The 16,244-nt window shown below is 68.4% G+C and carries 13 protein-coding genes and 3 pseudogenes; 7 read left to right on the top strand and 9 right to left on the bottom strand.

Annotation, left to right across the window (positions count from 1 at the left end):
* Positions 1-198 precede the first annotated feature (198 nt).
* Together AC1DSO_RS00080 and folK are read right to left on the bottom strand one after the other, a co-directional pair.
* On the bottom strand, positions 199-2,244 hold the full coding sequence (locus tag AC1DSO_RS00080; protein WP_477066884.1) for a M13 family metallopeptidase: 2,046 nt from the start codon (positions 2,242-2,244) through the stop codon (positions 199-201).
* 88 nt (positions 2,245-2,332) lie between these two features.
* The gene (folK, locus tag AC1DSO_RS00075) at positions 2,333-2,821 is read right to left on the bottom strand and encodes a 2-amino-4-hydroxy-6-hydroxymethyldihydropteridine diphosphokinase (protein WP_477066972.1); all 489 of its coding nucleotides are present in this window, start codon (positions 2,819-2,821) and stop codon (positions 2,333-2,335) included.
* Between the two features lie 48 nt (positions 2,822-2,869).
* Between folK and AC1DSO_RS00070 the strand changes: the two genes are divergently transcribed.
* Both AC1DSO_RS00070 and AC1DSO_RS00065 read left to right on the top strand, forming a co-directional pair.
* Positions 2,870-3,466 (top strand): LabA-like NYN domain-containing protein, encoded by a 597-nt coding sequence (locus AC1DSO_RS00070; RefSeq protein ID WP_477066883.1) that lies wholly within the window; start codon positions 2,870-2,872, stop codon positions 3,464-3,466.
* Between the two features lies 1 nt (position 3,467).
* Positions 3,468-4,145: a uracil-DNA glycosylase gene (locus tag AC1DSO_RS00065; protein ID WP_477066882.1), complete on the top strand. Its 678-nt coding sequence runs from the start codon at positions 3,468-3,470 to the stop codon at positions 4,143-4,145.
* On the opposite strand, the gene AC1DSO_RS00060 is transcribed toward AC1DSO_RS00065, so the two are convergent.
* The 4 genes and pseudogenes from AC1DSO_RS00060 to glpK form a co-directional block, all read right to left on the bottom strand.
* Positions 4,142-4,978, bottom strand: a complete 837-nt coding sequence (locus tag AC1DSO_RS00060; protein WP_477066881.1) for an alpha/beta hydrolase — start codon at positions 4,976-4,978, stop codon at positions 4,142-4,144. The two genes, AC1DSO_RS00065 and AC1DSO_RS00060, sit on opposite strands and share 4 nt — an antisense overlap.
* Positions 4,975-6,178: pseudogene (locus AC1DSO_RS00055) on the bottom strand (Gfo/Idh/MocA family protein). Before AC1DSO_RS00055 ends, AC1DSO_RS00060 begins: the two are co-directional and overlap by 4 nt.
* Before the next feature lie 14 nt (positions 6,179-6,192).
* Positions 6,193-6,951 (bottom strand): annotated as a pseudogene (locus AC1DSO_RS00050) (SMP-30/gluconolactonase/LRE family protein); the annotation flags it as partial.
* Between the two features lie 264 nt (positions 6,952-7,215).
* On the bottom strand, positions 7,216-8,706 hold the full coding sequence (gene glpK / locus AC1DSO_RS00045; protein ID WP_477066880.1) for a glycerol kinase GlpK: 1,491 nt from the start codon (positions 8,704-8,706) through the stop codon (positions 7,216-7,218).
* Between the two features lie 160 nt (positions 8,707-8,866).
* Between glpK and AC1DSO_RS00040 the strand changes: the two genes are divergently transcribed.
* From AC1DSO_RS00040 to AC1DSO_RS00030, 3 genes are all read left to right on the top strand, one after another.
* Complete coding sequence (locus tag AC1DSO_RS00040; RefSeq protein ID WP_477066879.1) at positions 8,867-9,952, top strand: DUF2336 domain-containing protein; 1,086 nt, start codon at positions 8,867-8,869, stop codon at positions 9,950-9,952.
* A gap of 43 nt (positions 9,953-9,995) precedes the next feature.
* Positions 9,996-10,778, top strand: a complete 783-nt coding sequence (locus tag AC1DSO_RS00035; RefSeq protein ID WP_047413422.1) for an NAD kinase — start codon at positions 9,996-9,998, stop codon at positions 10,776-10,778.
* A 102-nt stretch (positions 10,779-10,880) separates the two neighbouring features.
* A complete protein-coding gene (locus tag AC1DSO_RS00030; protein WP_477066878.1) occupies positions 10,881-11,369 on the top strand; it encodes an Hpt domain-containing protein in 489 nt (162 codons plus the stop codon).
* Positions 11,370-11,372: 3 nt separating this feature from the next.
* On the opposite strand, the gene AC1DSO_RS00025 is transcribed toward AC1DSO_RS00030, so the two are convergent.
* The 3 genes from AC1DSO_RS00025 to folD all read right to left on the bottom strand — a co-directional run bounded on the left by AC1DSO_RS00025 (position 11,373) and on the right by folD (position 14,120).
* Positions 11,373-12,779, bottom strand: coding sequence for a D-arabinono-1,4-lactone oxidase (locus AC1DSO_RS00025; RefSeq protein ID WP_477066877.1), 1,407 nt, complete (start codon positions 12,777-12,779; stop codon positions 11,373-11,375).
* A gap of 73 nt (positions 12,780-12,852) precedes the next feature.
* Entirely contained in the window at positions 12,853-13,200 is a 348-nt protein-coding gene (locus AC1DSO_RS00020; RefSeq protein ID WP_477066876.1) for a c-type cytochrome, read from the bottom strand.
* Between the two features lie 26 nt (positions 13,201-13,226).
* On the bottom strand, positions 13,227-14,120 hold the full coding sequence (gene folD, locus AC1DSO_RS00015) for a bifunctional methylenetetrahydrofolate dehydrogenase/methenyltetrahydrofolate cyclohydrolase FolD (protein WP_477066875.1): 894 nt from the start codon (positions 14,118-14,120) through the stop codon (positions 13,227-13,229).
* Positions 14,121-14,218: 98 nt separating this feature from the next.
* On the opposite strand from folD, the gene amaB reads away from it, so the two are divergent.
* Both amaB and AC1DSO_RS00005 read left to right on the top strand, forming a co-directional pair.
* Positions 14,219-15,742 carry an L-piperidine-6-carboxylate dehydrogenase gene (gene amaB / locus AC1DSO_RS00010; RefSeq protein WP_477066874.1) on the top strand — a complete coding sequence of 508 codons (1,524 nt, stop codon included), beginning with the start codon at positions 14,219-14,221 and terminating at the stop codon, positions 15,740-15,742.
* A 139-nt stretch (positions 15,743-15,881) separates the two neighbouring features.
* Positions 15,882-16,026: pseudogene (locus AC1DSO_RS00005) on the top strand (hypothetical protein); the annotation flags it as partial.
* Between the last annotated feature and the right edge of the window lie 218 nt (positions 16,027-16,244).

Below are 16,244 nucleotides of genomic sequence, written 5' to 3'. Positions count from 1 at the left end.
GCCGCGCACGATGTTCCAGCTTTCGCGAGGGGGCGCTTATGCCTCCTTCGCGAGTCAAAGTCTAGAGTGACTCTGCTCCCCCGCGATGCGGGGGAGCTGTCGCGGAGCGACTGAGGGGGCTAGCTGGACGCGGGCCGAGATGGCCCCCTCCGGCCCTCTGGGCCACCTCCCCCGCATCTGCGGGGGAGGAGACAACCATCACCACACCTTCACCCGCTTCTCGGGCGCCAGGTACATGGAGTCTCCCGGCTCCACGTTGAAGGCCGAGTACCAGTCGTCGAGGTTCCGGACCGTGAAGGCGCGATACTGGTCAGGCGCGTGGCCGTCGGTGATCAGCTGCTGACGCAGAGCCGCCGGGCGCGAATAGCCCAGCCAGCTCTGGGCGTAGGCCAGGAAGAACCGCTGGTCGCCGGTCATGCCATCGATCACCGGCGCGGGCTTGCCGCCCAGCGAGGCGTGGTAGGCGTCCAGCGCCGCGCCGAGACCGGCGACGTCGGCGATATTCTCGCTCAGCGTCTGCTTGCCGTTCACCGCCAGATCAGGGAACGGCTTGTAGGTATCGAACTGATCGGCGAGCGACGCACCCGCCTTCTGGAAGTGGTCGAAGTCGGCCGGGGTCCACCAGTTGCGCAGACGACCTTCGCTGTCGAACTGCGCGCCCTGGTCGTCGAAGCTGTGGCTGATCTCGTGGCCGATCGTGGCGCCGGTCGCGCCGTAGTTGGCGGCCGCGTCGTTGTGCAGGTCGAAGTTCGGCGGCGCCAGGATGGCGGCCGGGAAGTTCAGGGCGTTCAGCATCGGCAGGTTCACGGCGTTGACCGTCTGCGGCGTCATCACCCATTCGCCGCGATCGACCGGCTTGCCCAGCTTGGCGAGGGCTGTGGCGTAGTCGAACGCTTCCGACCGCTGCACGTTGCCCAAGGCGTCGCCGCGCACCACCGCATAGCCCGAATAGTCGCGCCACTGGTCGGGATAGCCGACGCCGACCTTCAGCACCACCACCTTCTTGCGGGCCTCGGCCTTGGTGGTCGGGGCCATCCAGTCCAGGCCGTCGATGCGCTTCTCGAAAGCGACCTTCATGTTGTCGACCATGGCCGTGACCTGGGCCTTGGCCTCGGCCGAGAAGTACTTGTCGGCGTAGAGCTTGCCGACCGCCTCGCCCAGCACGGCATTGGTCGAACCCACGGCTCGCTTCCAGCGCGGCGACAGGGCCGGCGTGCCCTGCAGCGCCTGGCCGTAGAAGGCGAAACGCTCGTCGACGAACGCCTTGGACATCACGTTGCTGTAGTGGTCCAGCAGGTGGAAGGTCAGATAGTCCTTCCAGGTGTCCAGCAAGACGCCGGCCACCGCCTTGCCAAGGCCGGTGACCATGGTCGGGTGCCAGACGATGAAGCGCGGCTGGCTCGACAGCTTGGCGGCGGCGAAGAAGGCGGCCCAGTCCAGGCCGGGCGCCTTGGCCACGAAGTCGGCCGGGGTCCAGCTGTTGTTGGCCTTCTGCACGTCGGCGCTGTCGGCCCGGGTTCCCGAGACCTGGGCTAACTCAGTCTCCAGCGCCACGATCGCCTTGGCCTTGACGGCCGGGTCGGCCACGCCGCCCAGGGCCAGAATCTTCTCGACGTGGGCCAGGTACTTGGTCCGCGCCTCGACCATCGAGGCCTTGTCCGAGACGTAGTATTCGCGGTCGGGCATGCCCAGGCCGCCCTGCAGCAGGAACGGCGCGTACTTGCTGGTGTCGTCGAACGACGGCGAGACCCACAGGCCCAGCACGTTGTCGGTGTAGAAGTCGGTGGCGTTCAGGGCGTCGACGTCGGCGCGGATGTTGCCGCCCAGCACGGTCGCCAGCTGCTTCTTGTCCTTGATGGCGGCGATGCGGGCTAGGTCGGCCTTCAGCGGCGTCAGGCCCTTCGCCTCGATGGCCGCCTCGTCCATATAGCTGGCGTAGTAGTCGCCGACCTTCTTGCCGTCGCCGGCGCCCCCCTTGGCGGCGTCCTGGATCAGGTCGACGGTGCGCTTGCTGGCTTCTTCGGTCATCACTGCGCCGATGCCATAGCGGCTTCGGTCCGGGGGGATCGGGTGGGCCTTGATCCATGCGTTGTTGGCGTAGGTCCAGAAGTCGTCGCCCGGCTTGATCGTCTTGTCGATCGAGGCCAGGTCGACGCCGCTCTTGGTCTGAGCCAGGGCGGCGGGAACGGCGGTCAGCAGCGCGCAAGCGGCGGCGCAGGCGAGCAGCGAGCGGGTTAGTTTCATCGAACCAATCCTGGAAGCGGCCCAGGCAGGGGGTCGCCTGATGCGGAAGTTTGGCCGGACTATGGGCGCCGCTGGACCCGATCGGGGATTAAACTTTGGCAATGGAGCGCGCGTCGCGCCCCACCTTGGCGGTCGCGGCCAGACGGAACGCCGGCTCGCCGCTGACCGGATGGATCCAAGCCGAGGCCAGCTCGGCCAGCGGCCCCATCACGAACAGACGCTCATGAGCCCGCGGATGCGGCACCCAGACGTCGTCGTCCAGCACCGTCCGTCCATGCGCCACGAGGTCGAGATCCAGGGTGCGCGGCGCGTTGGCCTCCCCCCTCGCCCGCCCGAAGCGCTCCTCGACCCGATGCAGGGTCCGCAGCGTCTCGTGGGGCGAAAGGTCGGTCCGGACGATGGCCACGCCGTTCAAATAGTCGGGCCCGGACGGGTCGGGCCAGGCGGCGGAGGTCCACCAGGTCGACCGCGCGACCAGCGCCACCCCTTCGCCCGGCAGCGCGGCCAGGGCGGCTTCCAACAAGGCCTCGCGACTCGTATAGGCTCCGGCCAGATTGCATCCGAGCGCCACGATCACGGCCTCGTCCAAGTCATTTTGAGCGACCTGATTTTTCAAGGGATTACCGTGACCTTCTATCCGACCGACCGCATCGCCCTGTTCATAGACGGGGCCAATCTCTATTCCGCCGCCCGGGCGCTGGGCTTCGACATCGACTACCGCAAACTGCTCGACGAGTTCAAAAAGCGCGGCGTCCTGATCCGGGCTTATTATTACACCGCCATCGCCGAGAACGACGACTATTCGCCGATCCGGCCGCTGGTTGACTGGCTGGACTATAACGGCTTCACCCTGGTGACGAAGCCGGCCCGCGAGTTTACCGACAGCCAGGGCCGCAAGCGCTGGCGCGGCGACATGGACATCGAGATCGCCGTCGACATGCTGCAGATGGCCGAGACCGCCGACCACCTCGTCCTGTTCTCGGGCGACGGCGATTTCCGCGCCCTGGTCGAGGCCGTCCAGCGCAAGGGTCGCCGCGTCACCGTGGTCTCGACCATGAAGAGCCAGCCGCCGATGACCAGCGACGATCTGCGCCGCCAGGCCGACAACTTCGTCGACCTCTCGGACCTGAGCGGCATCATCGGCCGCCCGCAGCGGATCCAGCCGCGCCCGGCGCCGGACAGCCGCACCCCGGCCGAACACGAAGCCGACGACGAGTACTGAGATGAGCCAGACTTCCAACATCGCCGGCGAGGTCGTTCCCAATCCCGCCGAACCGCCGCGCGACTGCCCTCTGTGCCCGCGCCTGGTGGCCTATCGCCGCGAGAACCAAGCGCTGTATCCCGACTGGTTCAACGGCCCCGCCCCGTCGTTCGGCGACAGGGACGCGCGCCTGCTGGTGGTGGGCCTGGCTCCCGGCCGCAAGGGCGCCAACCGCACCGGCCGGCCGTTCACCGGCGACTACGCCGGGACCCTGCTCTACGAGACCCTGATCAAGTTCGGCTTCGCCACCGGCAAGTTCGAGGCGCGGCCCGACGACTCCCTGAAGCTGGTCGGCAGCGCCGTGACCAACGCCGTCCGCTGCGCCCCGCCCGGCAACAAGCCCGAGACCTCCGAGGAGAACAACTGCCGCCCGTTCCTGACGGCGCGGCTGGAGATGTTCCCCAACCTGAAGGCCATCGTCACCCTGGGCGATGTCTCCCGGCGCAACATGCTCAAGGCCCTGGGCCTGAAGGCCTCGGCCGGCATCCCCGGCCACGGCTCGGAATTCCAGGCCGGCCCCTATCGGATCTTCAACAGCTATCACTGCTCGCGGCTCAACACGAACACCGGCCGCCTGACGACGCCGATGTTCGAGGATCTGTTCGCGCGGGTGAAGGCATATCTGGACGAGACACCCTAGCGGGCCTTCATCCAGCCGGTATCGCCCAGCCAGTTGATCAGCAGGTTCGGCCAGCTCTTCAGCGAGGCCTGCTCCTTGCGCAGGCCCATGTTGAACGCGTGGCCGCCGGCCTGGAACAGGTGGAGCTCGACCGGAACCTTGGCGGCGCGAAACTTGGGCAGCAGATCCGCCAACGGCGCCGAGCAGCACTCGTCGTCGTTCGCGGCGATCATGAACGCGGGCGGCGTATCGGCCGGGACCTTGTCGGGAACGCCCAGCGGCCCGGGATAGACCAGCACCTGGAAGTCCGGCCGGGCGCTGACCTCGTCGATGGCGTCGGTCTTGGGGTCTTTCGCCCCGCCTTGGTAGATTTCCAGGTTCACCAGCTCGCCGCCGGCCGAAAAGCCCATCAGGCCGATCCGCTTGGGGTCGATGCCGAACTCGGCGGCATGGCCGCGCACGTAGCGAACCGCCCGCACGGCGTCCTGACGGGCATGGTCGATCGTGTACGGCGAGCCCTCCTCGCGGAACAGCCGGTACTTCACGACGAAGACCGCCACGCCCTTGGGGTTCATGACCTTGGCGACGTCGTCGCCTTCCGAATGGATCACTAGCAGCCGATGACCACCGCCCGGCAGCACAACCAGCGCCGCGCCGTTGGCGACGTCCTTCGGCGGCAGATAGGCCGTGATCGAGGGGTTGTTGACGCTCTTCAGCCAGTAGTCGGCCGCCTGCTCCGGGATGGCCTTGCGGCTCTCGAAGCCCGGCGCGCCATTGGGCCATAGCGGGATCTGTTGCTGAGCCAGAGCCAAACCTGGCGCCAGCAGGGCGACGACGAAGACTAGAGCCCTCACAGTTTCACCGTTCGACCTTCACGCGCGGCCCGATAGATGGCCTCGATGACCCGCAGGTCCTTCAGTCCTTCCTCGCCCGACACGATCGGCTCGCGACCCGTCAGGATGCACTCGGAGAGATGGTCCAGCTGAGCCGAGAATTGATTGGTCTTGGTCGGCGCGGGCTCGCGGGGCGCGGGCGGACCGCCCAGCTGGGTCCGCATCGACTGTCCTTGATAACTGGTCGCCGGATCGATCTCGACCCAGCCTTTCGGCCCTGTCACGCGGTAGCGGTTGCAGTTGGCGCTGTAGGCCGACACGCAGTTGGCCGTCGCGCCCGACGGGAACAGAAGCTGGAAGTTGATGATGTCCTCCACCTCCTTGAAGCGCGGATCCGAACGGTCGGTGGACTCCAGGGCGTTGACGGCCACGGGCTCTTCGCCAGTCAGGTAGCGGGTGGCGTTCAAACTGTAGATGCCGATGTCCATCAGGCTGCCGCCGCCGGCCAGGGCCTTGTTTAGCCGCCACTGCTTGGGATCGCCGATCGTGAAGCCGTGGTCGGTCACCACGGTGCGGACGGGACCCAGCGCGCCGTCGCGGATCAGCTTGATGGCCTCGATATTGTGGGCTTGAAAGCGGCTGCGATAGCCGATCATCAGCTTGCGGCCGGCGGCCTTGCAGGCGGCGATCATCGCTTGGCAATCGGCCGCCGTGGTCGCCATCGGCTTCTCGCACATCACGTGCTTGCCGGCCTTGGCCGCCCGCTCGGTGAAGGTCCGGTGCAGGCTGTTGGGCGTGATGATGTAGACGATATCGACGTCGGGATTGTCGGCGATCCGGTCGAAGGTCTCGTAGCTGTAGCGATGGCTTTCCGGGACCCCGTACTGCTCGCCGAAGGTCTTCAATTTCTCGGGCGTGCCGCTGACCAGGGCGACGAGGCGCGACTGCTCGCACTCGGCGAAGCGCGGCATGATGATCCGGGTGGCGTAATAGCCCAGGCCCAGGATCGCGTAGCCCAGCTTACGGCCTGGTTCGGCCGCGCGGACGCCGAGCGGCAGCGCGGTGACGCCAGCCGCGAGACCGGCCGCGAGGAAGGTTCTTTTGCTGATCGGGTCCATGATGTCCTCCTACCAAGCTGAGCTAGACGTCCTGGTGCGCACCCGCGCCAGGACGTGGTTGGATGTCAGGAACAGCGTCTTGCCGTCCTCGCCGAACGTGCAGTTGGCGGTCGGGAAGCCTGTTTCGATCACGCCCAGCAGCTTGCCCTCCGGCGTTAGGATCAGCACCCCGCCGGGCCCGGTGGCGAACAGCCGTCCCTTGGCGTCGACCCGCATGCCGTCCGGCAGACCCGGACCGCCGGCCTTCTGCAACTCGGTGGCGTCGAAGAACAGCTTGCGGCTGGTCGGCAGGCCATCGCTGCCCAGGTCGTAGGCCATGATCACCGGCCCTTTGGGATCCGAGACGGCGACATAGAGACGCTTTTCGTCCGGCGACAGCGCCAGGCCGTTCGGGAAGGTCAGCTTGTCATCGACCACCGCCACCTCGCCGTTCGGATGGCGCAGATAGACGCCGTTGAACGCCAGCTCCTTGATCGGCGAGGCGTCCAGCCCCTCCAAGCCGTAGGGCGGATCGGTGAAGTAGAGCGTGTCCTTCAGCGCGCCCCGCCGGGCGGCGATGACGTCGTTGGGACTGTTGAAGCGTTTGCCCTGGAAGCGGTCGACGATGACCGTCTTCTTCCTGGTGGCCAAGTCCAGCTTGGACACCGCTCGATTGCCGTGGTCGCAGACCAAGACCTCACCGGCCGAGTTCCGGGTCATGCCGTTGACGCCGGGTTCGCGGAAGTCCTTGGTCGGCGGGCCATCATAGCCGGACGGCTTGAGGAAGACGGTCTTCCCGTCCTTCTCGCTCCACCGGTAAATCGTGTTGCCCGGCACGTCCGAGAACAGCAGGTAGCCGCCGTCTCGAATCCAGACCGGCCCCTCGGACCAAGTCATGCCGTCGGCCAGCTGTTCGATCGCCGCGTCCGGCGCGATGATCTCGTCCAGTTCAGGAGACAGGCGACGGACGCGCCCGATGTGGGGATAGGCGGGAGTGGCGGCTTCCGCGGTCATCGATCGTCCTCCGGCGATCAGGGCGACGCCTGCGCTCAGCACGGCGCGTCGGGTGGTCATGGCGGATCTCCGCTTCTTGATTGGCCCAACCTGGTAAGGCTCGGCCCTAGAAATCATGACAGCGATGTCACCGCAACCATGGTGCGACTAAAGTCGCACACGCGGCACGGCGTCCAGCCAACGGGCATAGGCCGCCTCGCGCTCGTGTTCCTTCATCCCCGGCGTCAGCGTCTCGGCGGCGGGGCTGACTTCGGCGGCTTCCTCGACCGAGGCGTAGAGCCCCGCCCCCACTCCGGCGAACAGGGCCGCGCCCAGGGCCGTCATTTCCTGGTAGCTGGCCCGTCGCACCGGGACGCCCGTCAGGTCGGCCAAGCGCTGGGAGAACCAGGCGCTTTTCGACATGCCGCCGTCGATGCGCATCTGCGCGGCCTCGCCGAACGCCGAGGGCGCGTCGGCGCGCATCGCCTCGATCAGGTCGCGGCTCTGCAAGGCGCAGGAATCGAAGGTCGCCGCGGCGATCTCGGGCAAGCCAGCGTCGCGGGTCAGACCGAAGATCGCGCCGCGGGCGCCGGCGTCCCACCAAGGCGCGCCCAGGCCGGTGAAGGCTGGAACGACGACGACGCCATGGTCGGCCCTGGCCGCCCGCGCCAAGGCCTCGGCGGCGCGAGGACCGCCGGTGATCCCCAGCCCCTCGCCCAGCCATTGGATCGCGGCGCCGGCGACGAAGATCGAGCCTTCCAGGGCATAGGTCGTCCGCCCGTTCACGCGCGCCGCCACCGTGGTCAGCAGGCGCGAGCGCGAGATCGGGCGTTCCTCGCCGGTGTTGATCAACATGAAGCAACCGGTGCCGTAGGTGGCCTTCATCTGGCCTGGCGCCACGCACCCCTGCCCCATCAGCGCCGCCTGCTGGTCGCCGGCCACGCCCCGGATCGGGACCTCGCGTCCCAGGATCTTGGCCTCGGTCGCGCCGTAGTCGTCGACGCAATCCAGCACCTTGGGCAACAGGGCGCCCGGCACATTGAAGAGATCCAGCATCTCGGCGGACCAGGTCTGGGCGGCGATGTCGAACAGCAGGGTGCGCGAGGCGTTGGTGGCGTCGGTGGCGTGCACCGCCCCGCCGGTCAGCCGCCAGATCACCCAGCAATCCATGGTGCCGGCCAGCAGTTCGCCCGCCTCCGCCCGCGCCCGGGCGCCCGGGACCTTGTCGAGGATCCAGGCGATCTTGGCGCCCGAAAAGTACGGATCCAGCAGCAGGCCGGTGATCTCGGTGACGCGCGGCTCGTGACCCTCGGCCTTCAGTTTGGCGCAGACGTCGGCCGTCCGGCGGTCCTGCCAGACGATCGCGGGATGGATCGGCCGCCCGGTCGCGCGATCCCAGATCACCACCGTCTCGCGCTGGTTGGTGACACCGATCGCGGCGATATTGCCGATCCGACCCGAGGCCTCCACGGCTTCGCGCAGCACCGCCACGCAAGCCGCGTAGATTTCCTCGGCGTCGTGCTCGACCCAGCCGTCGGCCGGATAGCTCTGGCGCAACGGCCGCGAAGCCTCGGCCAGGGGTTGGCCGGCGCGGTCGAACAGGATGGCCCGGGTGCTGGTCGTGCCCTGGTCCAGGGCCAGGATCAGATCTTGGGTCACGTATCCTCCGCTCACGCTTGCGACATCTCGACGCGATCCAAGGCGTCCGCGTCCTTGCCCTGTTTAAGCATGTTTTCATTTGGGGCCGGCAAGGTCATCCTCATCGGGTCTTCCGGATTCGAGGAGGCTGGTCATCCAAGCCGTCGAAATCGCTTCGCTCATGAAGCTGGCCCGCAGTCGCGAGGCCGGAGATCGCGAACGGCTGCTCACCGGGATCATCGATCTGTGCGAGGCCGGCCAGGCCAGCGGCGAGCCGACTCATCCCGACATCCAGGCCCTGCTCAATTCCATCTTCATGACCCTGGTGGTCGAGGCCGAGCGCGACATCCGCCACCGGTTGTCCGAACGCCTCGCCGACGCCGAGTGGGCGCCTTCGGCCCTGATCAACATCATGGCGCTGGACGAGATCGAGATCGCCCGACCGATCATCGCCCGCAGCCCGGTGCTGCAGGATCACGACCTGATCCGCTTGCTGGTTCAGGCCACGCTCGAGCACCAGATCGAGATYGCCCGCCGTCCGAGGCTGCCGGCCCCGGTGGTCGAGGCGATCCTCAACCGCGACGAGCCGGCCGTGCTGACGGCCCTGGCTTCGAACGACACGGCCGAGATCTCGCCCGACGCCCTGGGCCGTCTGGTGGACCGCTCGCGCGAAATCGTCGCCCTGCGCTCGCCCCTGGCGCGCCACCCCAGACTTTCCAGCGAGTTGGCCGAGCAGCTCTATCTGCTGGTCGGCCGCACGCTTCGCGACGCCCTGACCACTCGCTTCAGCCTCGATCCGACCAAGATGCAAGCCGCGGTCACCGAAGCCCTGCGCGCGTCGCATCGCGGCGACTCCGACAGCGAGGTCGGCCCGGTCGAACTGGACGAGGACCGCGAGGAGATGGAGCGCTCTCTGATCGAGAAGCTCGACTCCGCCGGACAGCTGAGACCGGGCTATCTGCTGCGTGTGCTGCGCGAAGGCCGCCTGCAGCTGTTCGTCATGGCTTTGGCGCGTCTCGGCAAGTTCGAAGCCGCTCAGATCCGCCGCGCCATCGACAGCGCTCGTCCTGAACTGCTGGCCCTGGCCTGCTCGGCCGTGGGCATCGACCGCAGCGTGTTTCCGACCATCCTGGAGCACGTGCGCCAGCTGAATGGCGGCCGTCCGGGCGGCGGCGAAGAAGGCGTGCGGCGCGCCGCCAGCGCCTTTGGTCCGTTCACCCCGGACATCGCCGGCATGGCGTTCCGGCAGGCTGTCGGTTCGGCCTAAGCGGTCGTTTGACAAGCGGGCGGGCTTCCCGCCTTTTGGCCCCATGTACCAGCCGCAACCGTTCGTGACTCGCCTTTCCTTCAAGGCCAGCGACCGGCCCGAAGCCCAGGAAGCGCGCGAACGCCTGACGGCCCGCTATGGCGACGTCGGCGAGGAGAACGCCCAAACGATCGTCGCGCTCGGCGGCGACGGCTTCATGCTGGAGACCCTGCACGAGGCGATCGCTAGCCAGACGCCGATCTACGGCATGAACCGCGGCTCGGTCGGCTTCCTGATGAACGAGTACAGCGAGGACGGCCTGCTGGAGCGGATCAACGCCGCCGAACGGGCCGTCATTCATCCGCTGGCCATGGTCGCCATCGACTCGCGCCGGACCCAGCACCGAGCCCTGGCGATCAACGAGGTCTCGCTGCTGCGCCAGACCCGCCAGACCGCCAAGCTGCGCATCTCGATCGACGGCAAGGTGCGGATGGGCGAGCTGGTCTGCGACGGGGCCCTGCTGGCCACTCCGGCCGGCTCGACGGCGTACAATCTGTCCGCCCACGGGCCGATCATCCCGATCGACGGCCGGGTCCTGGCCCTGACCCCGATCAGCGCCTTCCGTCCCCGCCGCTGGCGCGGGGCCCTGCTGCCGCAATCGGCCCGGGTGACCTTCGAGATCCTGGAGGCCGACAAGCGCCCCGTCAGCGCCGTCGCCGACAATTTCGAGGTCCGCGACGTGATGGAAGTCCACATCTCCGAAGATCGCGGGACTTCGCTCGCCATGCTTTTCGACGCCGGTCGCAGTCTGGAAGAAAGAGTTCTGGCCGAACAGTTCTCCGCCTGATTTGCCCCCTGAGACGTTGGGTCGCAGAAACCCTGGTCTCATTCAATATTAACGCCTGCTATGTTAGCGGTTCCCAACTATCCGCCGCTGGGGAGGCGACCCGTGACGAATAAGACCACCGCTGAGGTGATCCAGGTGCCGAACATGCTCAAGCTCAAGGTTGGCGGGCGCGGCGGCATCGACATGGCCGCGATCGCCAAGGCCGAGGCCGCGCTGAAAAGCCTGTCCGGCAACTTCGCCCAGTGGCTCAATGACGAGATCGTCAAGCTGGAAGCCGCCCGCCAGGCCGTGCGCGCCGAAGGCCTGACCGCCCAGACCGTCGAGACCCTGTATCTGCGCGCCCATGACCTGAAGGGCCTGGGCGCCACCTACGAGTTCCCGCTGATCACCCGCTTGGCCGCCTCGCTGTGCAAGCTGATCGACGACCCGGACACCCGCCTTTCGGCGCCGATGTTCCTGGTCGACGCCCATATCGACGCGATCAAGGCCTGCGTCCGCGACGACATCAAGGTCGACACCCATCCCGTGGGCAAGGCGCTGATCACTGAGCTGGAAGCCCGGGTCGCCGACTATCTCGGTAGCGCCGCCTAAGCTTCAAGTAAGGCCGAACAGGCCCTTCAGGTACGGGTTCAGCATCCGGCCCTCCGGATCCAGCTCCTGGCGCACGGCCAGGAAGTCCTTCCAGCGCGGATAGATCGCCGCCAGCTGTCCGCCGTTCAGCGTGTGCAGCTTGCCCCAGTGCGGCCGGCCGTCGTAACGGCGGAAGATCGGCTCGATCAACTGATACAGGAAGCTGAAGTCGTCGCGGTAGTAGGCGTGCACCGCCACCGAGCCGCGCGGTCCGCCCTGGAACGGCGACAGCCAGGCGTCGTCGGGCGCGATGCGGCGCGCCTCGATCGGGAAGAAGACGTCCGGCCGCTCCGTCTCGATGACGCGAACGACCTCGGCCAGCGCCTTCAGCTGGTTCTCGACCGGCAGGTGGAACTCCATCTCGTTGAAGCGCACCGGCCGTTCGGTCGACAGCAGCTTCCAGCCTTCGTCGACGGCGGTCTCGGGCTTGGCGCTCGACAGCAGCGCCTTGGCGGCGGCCTTGCGCAGCAGCGTGGCGAAGCCTAGCAGGTTGCGCAAGCCGCGCAGGGCTTCGAGGAACTCGGTATCCTGGTCAGGTCCCCGCGCTTCGACGGGATCGTCGGTCTCGTCGTGGCTGATATTGGCCGCCAGCCCCGTGAAGGGCACGGCGTAGAATTCGAAGTTGCGGTGCTGGGCCCAGCGCTGCTCGGCCTTGGCCAGCGCTTCCTCGAACGGTTCCAGCCAGACGCGGCGGCGCAGGCGGCGATTGGCGCTGGTTCTCATCCGAACCTGGGTGATCACGCCCAGCGCGCCCAGCGAGACGCGGGCCGCCTGGAAGACTTCGGGGTTCGTGCTTGCGTCGGCGTCGATGACCTTGCCCGAGGGCGTGACCAGGCGCAGGCCGGTGACGTCGCCGTGCAGCGCCCGGATAGTCTGGCCCGTGCCGTGGGTGCCGGTGGCCAACGCCCCGCCCAGCGACTGCTTGTTGATGTCGGGGAGGTTCGGCAGCGCCCGTCCCTTTAGCGCCAGCAGCGGCCCCAGGGCGCCCAGCCGCGTGCCGGTGCGGATGATGGCCTCGTCGCCCTCCCAGCCGACGATCCCGGTCATGGCGTCCAGCGAGACCAGGGTCCCGTTCGTCGGGACCAGGGCGGTGAAGGAATGGCCGGCGCCCACCGGACGAACCGGGGCCTGGGCGACCTTGAGGATCGTGGCCAGTTCGCCCTCGTCCTTGGGGGCCAGGCGGGTGGCAGGATAGGCGTGCTGCACGCCCGACCAGTTGCGCCACAGGAGCTTGCCCTGCGGATCGACCGAGGCCGGCGACGACGGTTCGGGCTTGTCTCCGGTGGCGACGACGTAGGCCGCGCCCGCGCCGCCGGCGACCACCGCCGCTCCCGTCCCGCCCGCGATCAGCGCCCCGCGCCTGGAGATCATGCCGCCCCCTCTTACTTTTCTCTTGGAGCATGACGGGCGCCGAAACCGCTGACACTTTCGGCTGTCATGCTCTCTATTTCGCGGAGTCTTCGCGCCCCGCCATGAAGCGTATCAGGGCCTGGAAATCGGCGGAGGTGCAAGTCGCGCACTGGCCGGTGGCGGGCATGGCGTTGAAGCCCTGCACCGCGTGGTCCAGCAGCACGRCCTCGCCCTGCTTCCAGCGCGGATCCCAAGCGGCGCGGTCATGGACCAACGGCGCGCCCGTGCCGGGAATGGCGTGGCAAGCGTGGCACGAGGTCTCGTACAGCGCCGATAGGCGAGCGTCGGCCGGGCGCAGGGCCAGGGCCTGCTCGGGTGTCGGGGTCGGCGGCGGCTTGGCCCCGCAGGCGGCGAGGATCAAGGCGGACGCGGCGAGCGTCAACGCCGTTTTTCCCCCAGCCGCTTTCACTACGCGATCCCCGACAAACGCTTGGCCGCCGTCAGCGTATTGGCCAGCAGGCAGGCGATCGTCATCGGCCCCACGCCGCCGGGCACCGGCGTGATCGCGCCGGCCACGGCCTTGACCTCGTCGAAGGCGACGTCGCCGACCAGCCGGGTCTTGCCGGCCGCGGCGGCTTCGGGGTCACGGGCTGGGAAGCGAGTGATGCCGACGTCGATGACCACCGCGCCCGGCTTGATCCAGTCGGCCTTGACCATCTCGGCCCGGCCGACGGCGGCGACGACGATGTCGGCCTGGCGGACGATCGCCGGCAGGTCCTGGCTACGCGAGTGGGCGATGGTCACGGTGCAGTCGGCGGCCAGCAGCAGCTGGGCCATCGGCTTGCCCATCAGGTTCGAGCGGCCGATGACCACGGCGTTCTTGCCCTTCAGGTCGCCGACCACGTCCTTCAGCAGCAGCATGCAGCCTAGCGGCGTGCAGGGGGTCAGGGCCGGCAGGCCGCTGGCCAGACGACCGGCATTGGTCACGGTCAGGCCGTCGACGTCCTTGTCCGGCGACAGGGCGGCCACGACGTCCATCTGGCTGATGTGCGGCGGCACCGGGAACTGAACCAGCACGCCGTGGATCTTGGGATCGACGTTCAGCTTGGCGACCAGGGCGAGCAGGTCGTCCTGCGTGGTTTCGGCCGGCAGGCGGTGGGTCTCGGAGTACATCCCCGCTTCCTGGGTCTGCTGCCCCTTGCTGCGGACATAGACCTGGCTGGCCGGGTCCTCGCCGACCAGCACCACGGCCAGGCCCGGGGTGATCCCATGCTCGGCCTTCAGGGCGGCGACCTCTTGCGCGACCTTGGCCCGCAGATCGGCCGCGAAGGCCTTGCCGTCGATGATCGTCGCCTGGGTCATGGGGGTTCTCCTGCCTGGCCCGTCCCTAGCGGCTCGTGGCATGGCATGCAACGTCGAGGACTTGACCCCGCCGCGCCTCGGGCGTGTCCTCCGGCCCTATGACCCAAGCCTTCCCGACTCCCGCCGCCCACGTTCGCGAGGTGCTCGCCAAGCTGGGCGTTCCCGCCCTGCCCGCCGACGGCGGCCAGCCCGTCCGCGGCCCGATCGACGGCGCCGTCCTGACCCATGTGGCCTATGACGATGCCCGCGAGATCGAGGCCAAGGTGGCCGCCGCGTGTCGGGCCTTCGAGGCCTGGCGTGTCGTGCCCGCCCCGCGCCGGGGCGAGCTCGTTAGGCTGTTCGGCGAGGAATTGCGCGCCGCCAAGGCCGACCTGGCCGCCCTGGTCACTCTGGAAGCCGGCAAGATCGCCTCGGAGGCGGCCGGCGAGGTCCAGGAGATGATCGACATCTGCGACTTCGCCGTCGGCCTGTCGCGCCAGCTGCACGGCCTGACGATCGCCTCCGAGCGACCGGGCCACGCCATGCGCGAGACCTGGCATCCGCTGGGCCCGGTGGCGGTGATCAGCGCCTTCAACTTCCCGGTCGCGGTCTGGGCCTGGAACGCCTGCCTGGCCCTGGTCTGCGGCGATCCGGTGATCTGGAAACCGTCCGAGAAGACGCCGCTGACCGCCCTGGCGACCCACGCCATCCTGCAACGCGCCCTGGCCCGGTTCGAGGACGCGCCAGAGGGCTTGGCTTGCGTCGTCCAGGGCGGCCGCGACGCCGGCGAGCGCCTGGCCCGCGATCCGCGCATCCCGCTGGTCAGCGCCACCGGCTCGACCCGGATGGGCAAGGCGCTCGCGCCCCTGGTCGCCGAGCGCTTCGGCCGCTCGATCCTGGAACTGGGCGGCAACAACGCCATGATCGTCACGCCCTCGGCCGACCTGTCGCTGGCCCTGCGCGCCATCGTCTTCTCGGCGGCCGGCACGGCGGGCCAGCGCTGCACCAGCCTGCGCCGGCTGATCGTCCACGAGAGCCTGGTCGACAAGGTCGCCGACGCCGTCGAGGCGGCCTTCCAGCGCCTGCCCGTCGGCGATCCGCGCCAGGCCAAGACCCTGCTGGGCCCGCTGATCGATCGCGCCGCCTACGAGGCCTTCGTCGAGGCCATGAACCAGGTCCGGGCCGAGGGCGGAACGGTCGGCGGCGGCGAGCGCCTGCTGATCGACGAGCATCCAGACGCCTTCTATGTCCGCCCGGCCTTGGCCCGGCTGCCGGTCCCCGCGCCGTGTCTGCGGCGCGAGACCTTCGCTCCGCTGCTGCACGTCGTTGCGTACGCGGATTTCGACGAGGCGGTGGCGATCCAGAACGACGTCCCCCAGGGCCTGTCCTCCTGCGTAATGACCAACGACGTCCGCGAGGCGGAAGGCTTTCTGTCGGCGGCGGGCAGCGACTGCGGCATCGCCAACGTCAATATCGGCCCTTCCGGCGCCGAGATCGGCGGCGCGTTCGGCGGCGAGAAGGAGACTGGCGGCGGCCGCGAGAGCGGCTCCGACAGCTGGAAGCAGTACATGCGGCGCCAGACGGCGACGGTGAACTATTCGGGGGCCCTGCCGCTGGCGCAGGGGGTGCGGTTCGACTTGTAGGGCCCCCTCCGCGCCTGCGGCGCTCCTCCCCCGGAGGGGGAAGAAGGCAGTGTAACCCTTCCGCCCCCTCCGGGGGCGGACGACCACGCSGAGCGTGGTCAGGTGGGGGCAAGTGACATCGTCCTCACGCGGCTCGCCGCTGAAGGGATGGAAAGGGACGCGGAGCGCCGGACGACGTCCGGAGTGTGTTTGAGTAGTACCGTTTCGACGAAGCCAGACGCTCCGCGCGACCGTTATTCGCCAGCGTCCCGCCGGGTGGCCCTGTTCAGGCCTTACCGGGACCCGGGYTCYTCCGTTTCCGGAAGATCCCAGAGRTCGAGGGAGACGGGCCAAAAGGCCAAGACACGCCCCTTGATCCTCGACCACGCCGACGGCGGGCGGGCCTGGCAGCGAAACCAGGTCCCCGGACCGTCCGAGTATCCCCCTCGGACCTTCACCGCTCGATCRCCCCCCGCCGCCGCAATCGGTCGCTGGCCATGCGCCCTTTCCTCGCGACGAGGTG

The organism is Caulobacter sp. P4_E5, from assembly GCF_056401555.1.
The sequence above is the reverse complement of the archived record's forward strand: the minus strand, read 5'-3'. Positions and strand labels throughout refer to the sequence as shown.

Bases quoted from the DNA above. Each gene is read 5' to 3' on its own strand.
- AC1DSO_RS00080 (WP_477066884.1), bottom strand. From the start codon at position 2,244: ATGAAACTAACCCGCTCGCTGCTCGCCTGCGCCGCCGCTTGCGCGCTG.
- AC1DSO_RS00065 (WP_477066882.1), top strand. From the start codon at position 3,468: ATGAGCCAGACTTCCAACATCGCCGGCGAGGTCGTTCCCAATCCCGCC.
- AC1DSO_RS00035 (WP_047413422.1), top strand. From the start codon at position 9,996: ATGTACCAGCCGCAACCGTTCGTGACTCGCCTTTCCTTCAAGGCCAGC.
- AC1DSO_RS00025 (WP_477066877.1), bottom strand. From the start codon at position 12,779: ATGATCTCCAGGCGCGGGGCGCTGATCGCGGGCGGGACGGGAGCGGCG.
- folD (WP_477066875.1), bottom strand. From the start codon at position 14,120: ATGACCCAGGCGACGATCATCGACGGCAAGGCCTTCGCGGCCGATCTG.
- amaB (WP_477066874.1), top strand. From the start codon at position 14,219: ATGACCCAAGCCTTCCCGACTCCCGCCGCCCACGTTCGCGAGGTGCTC.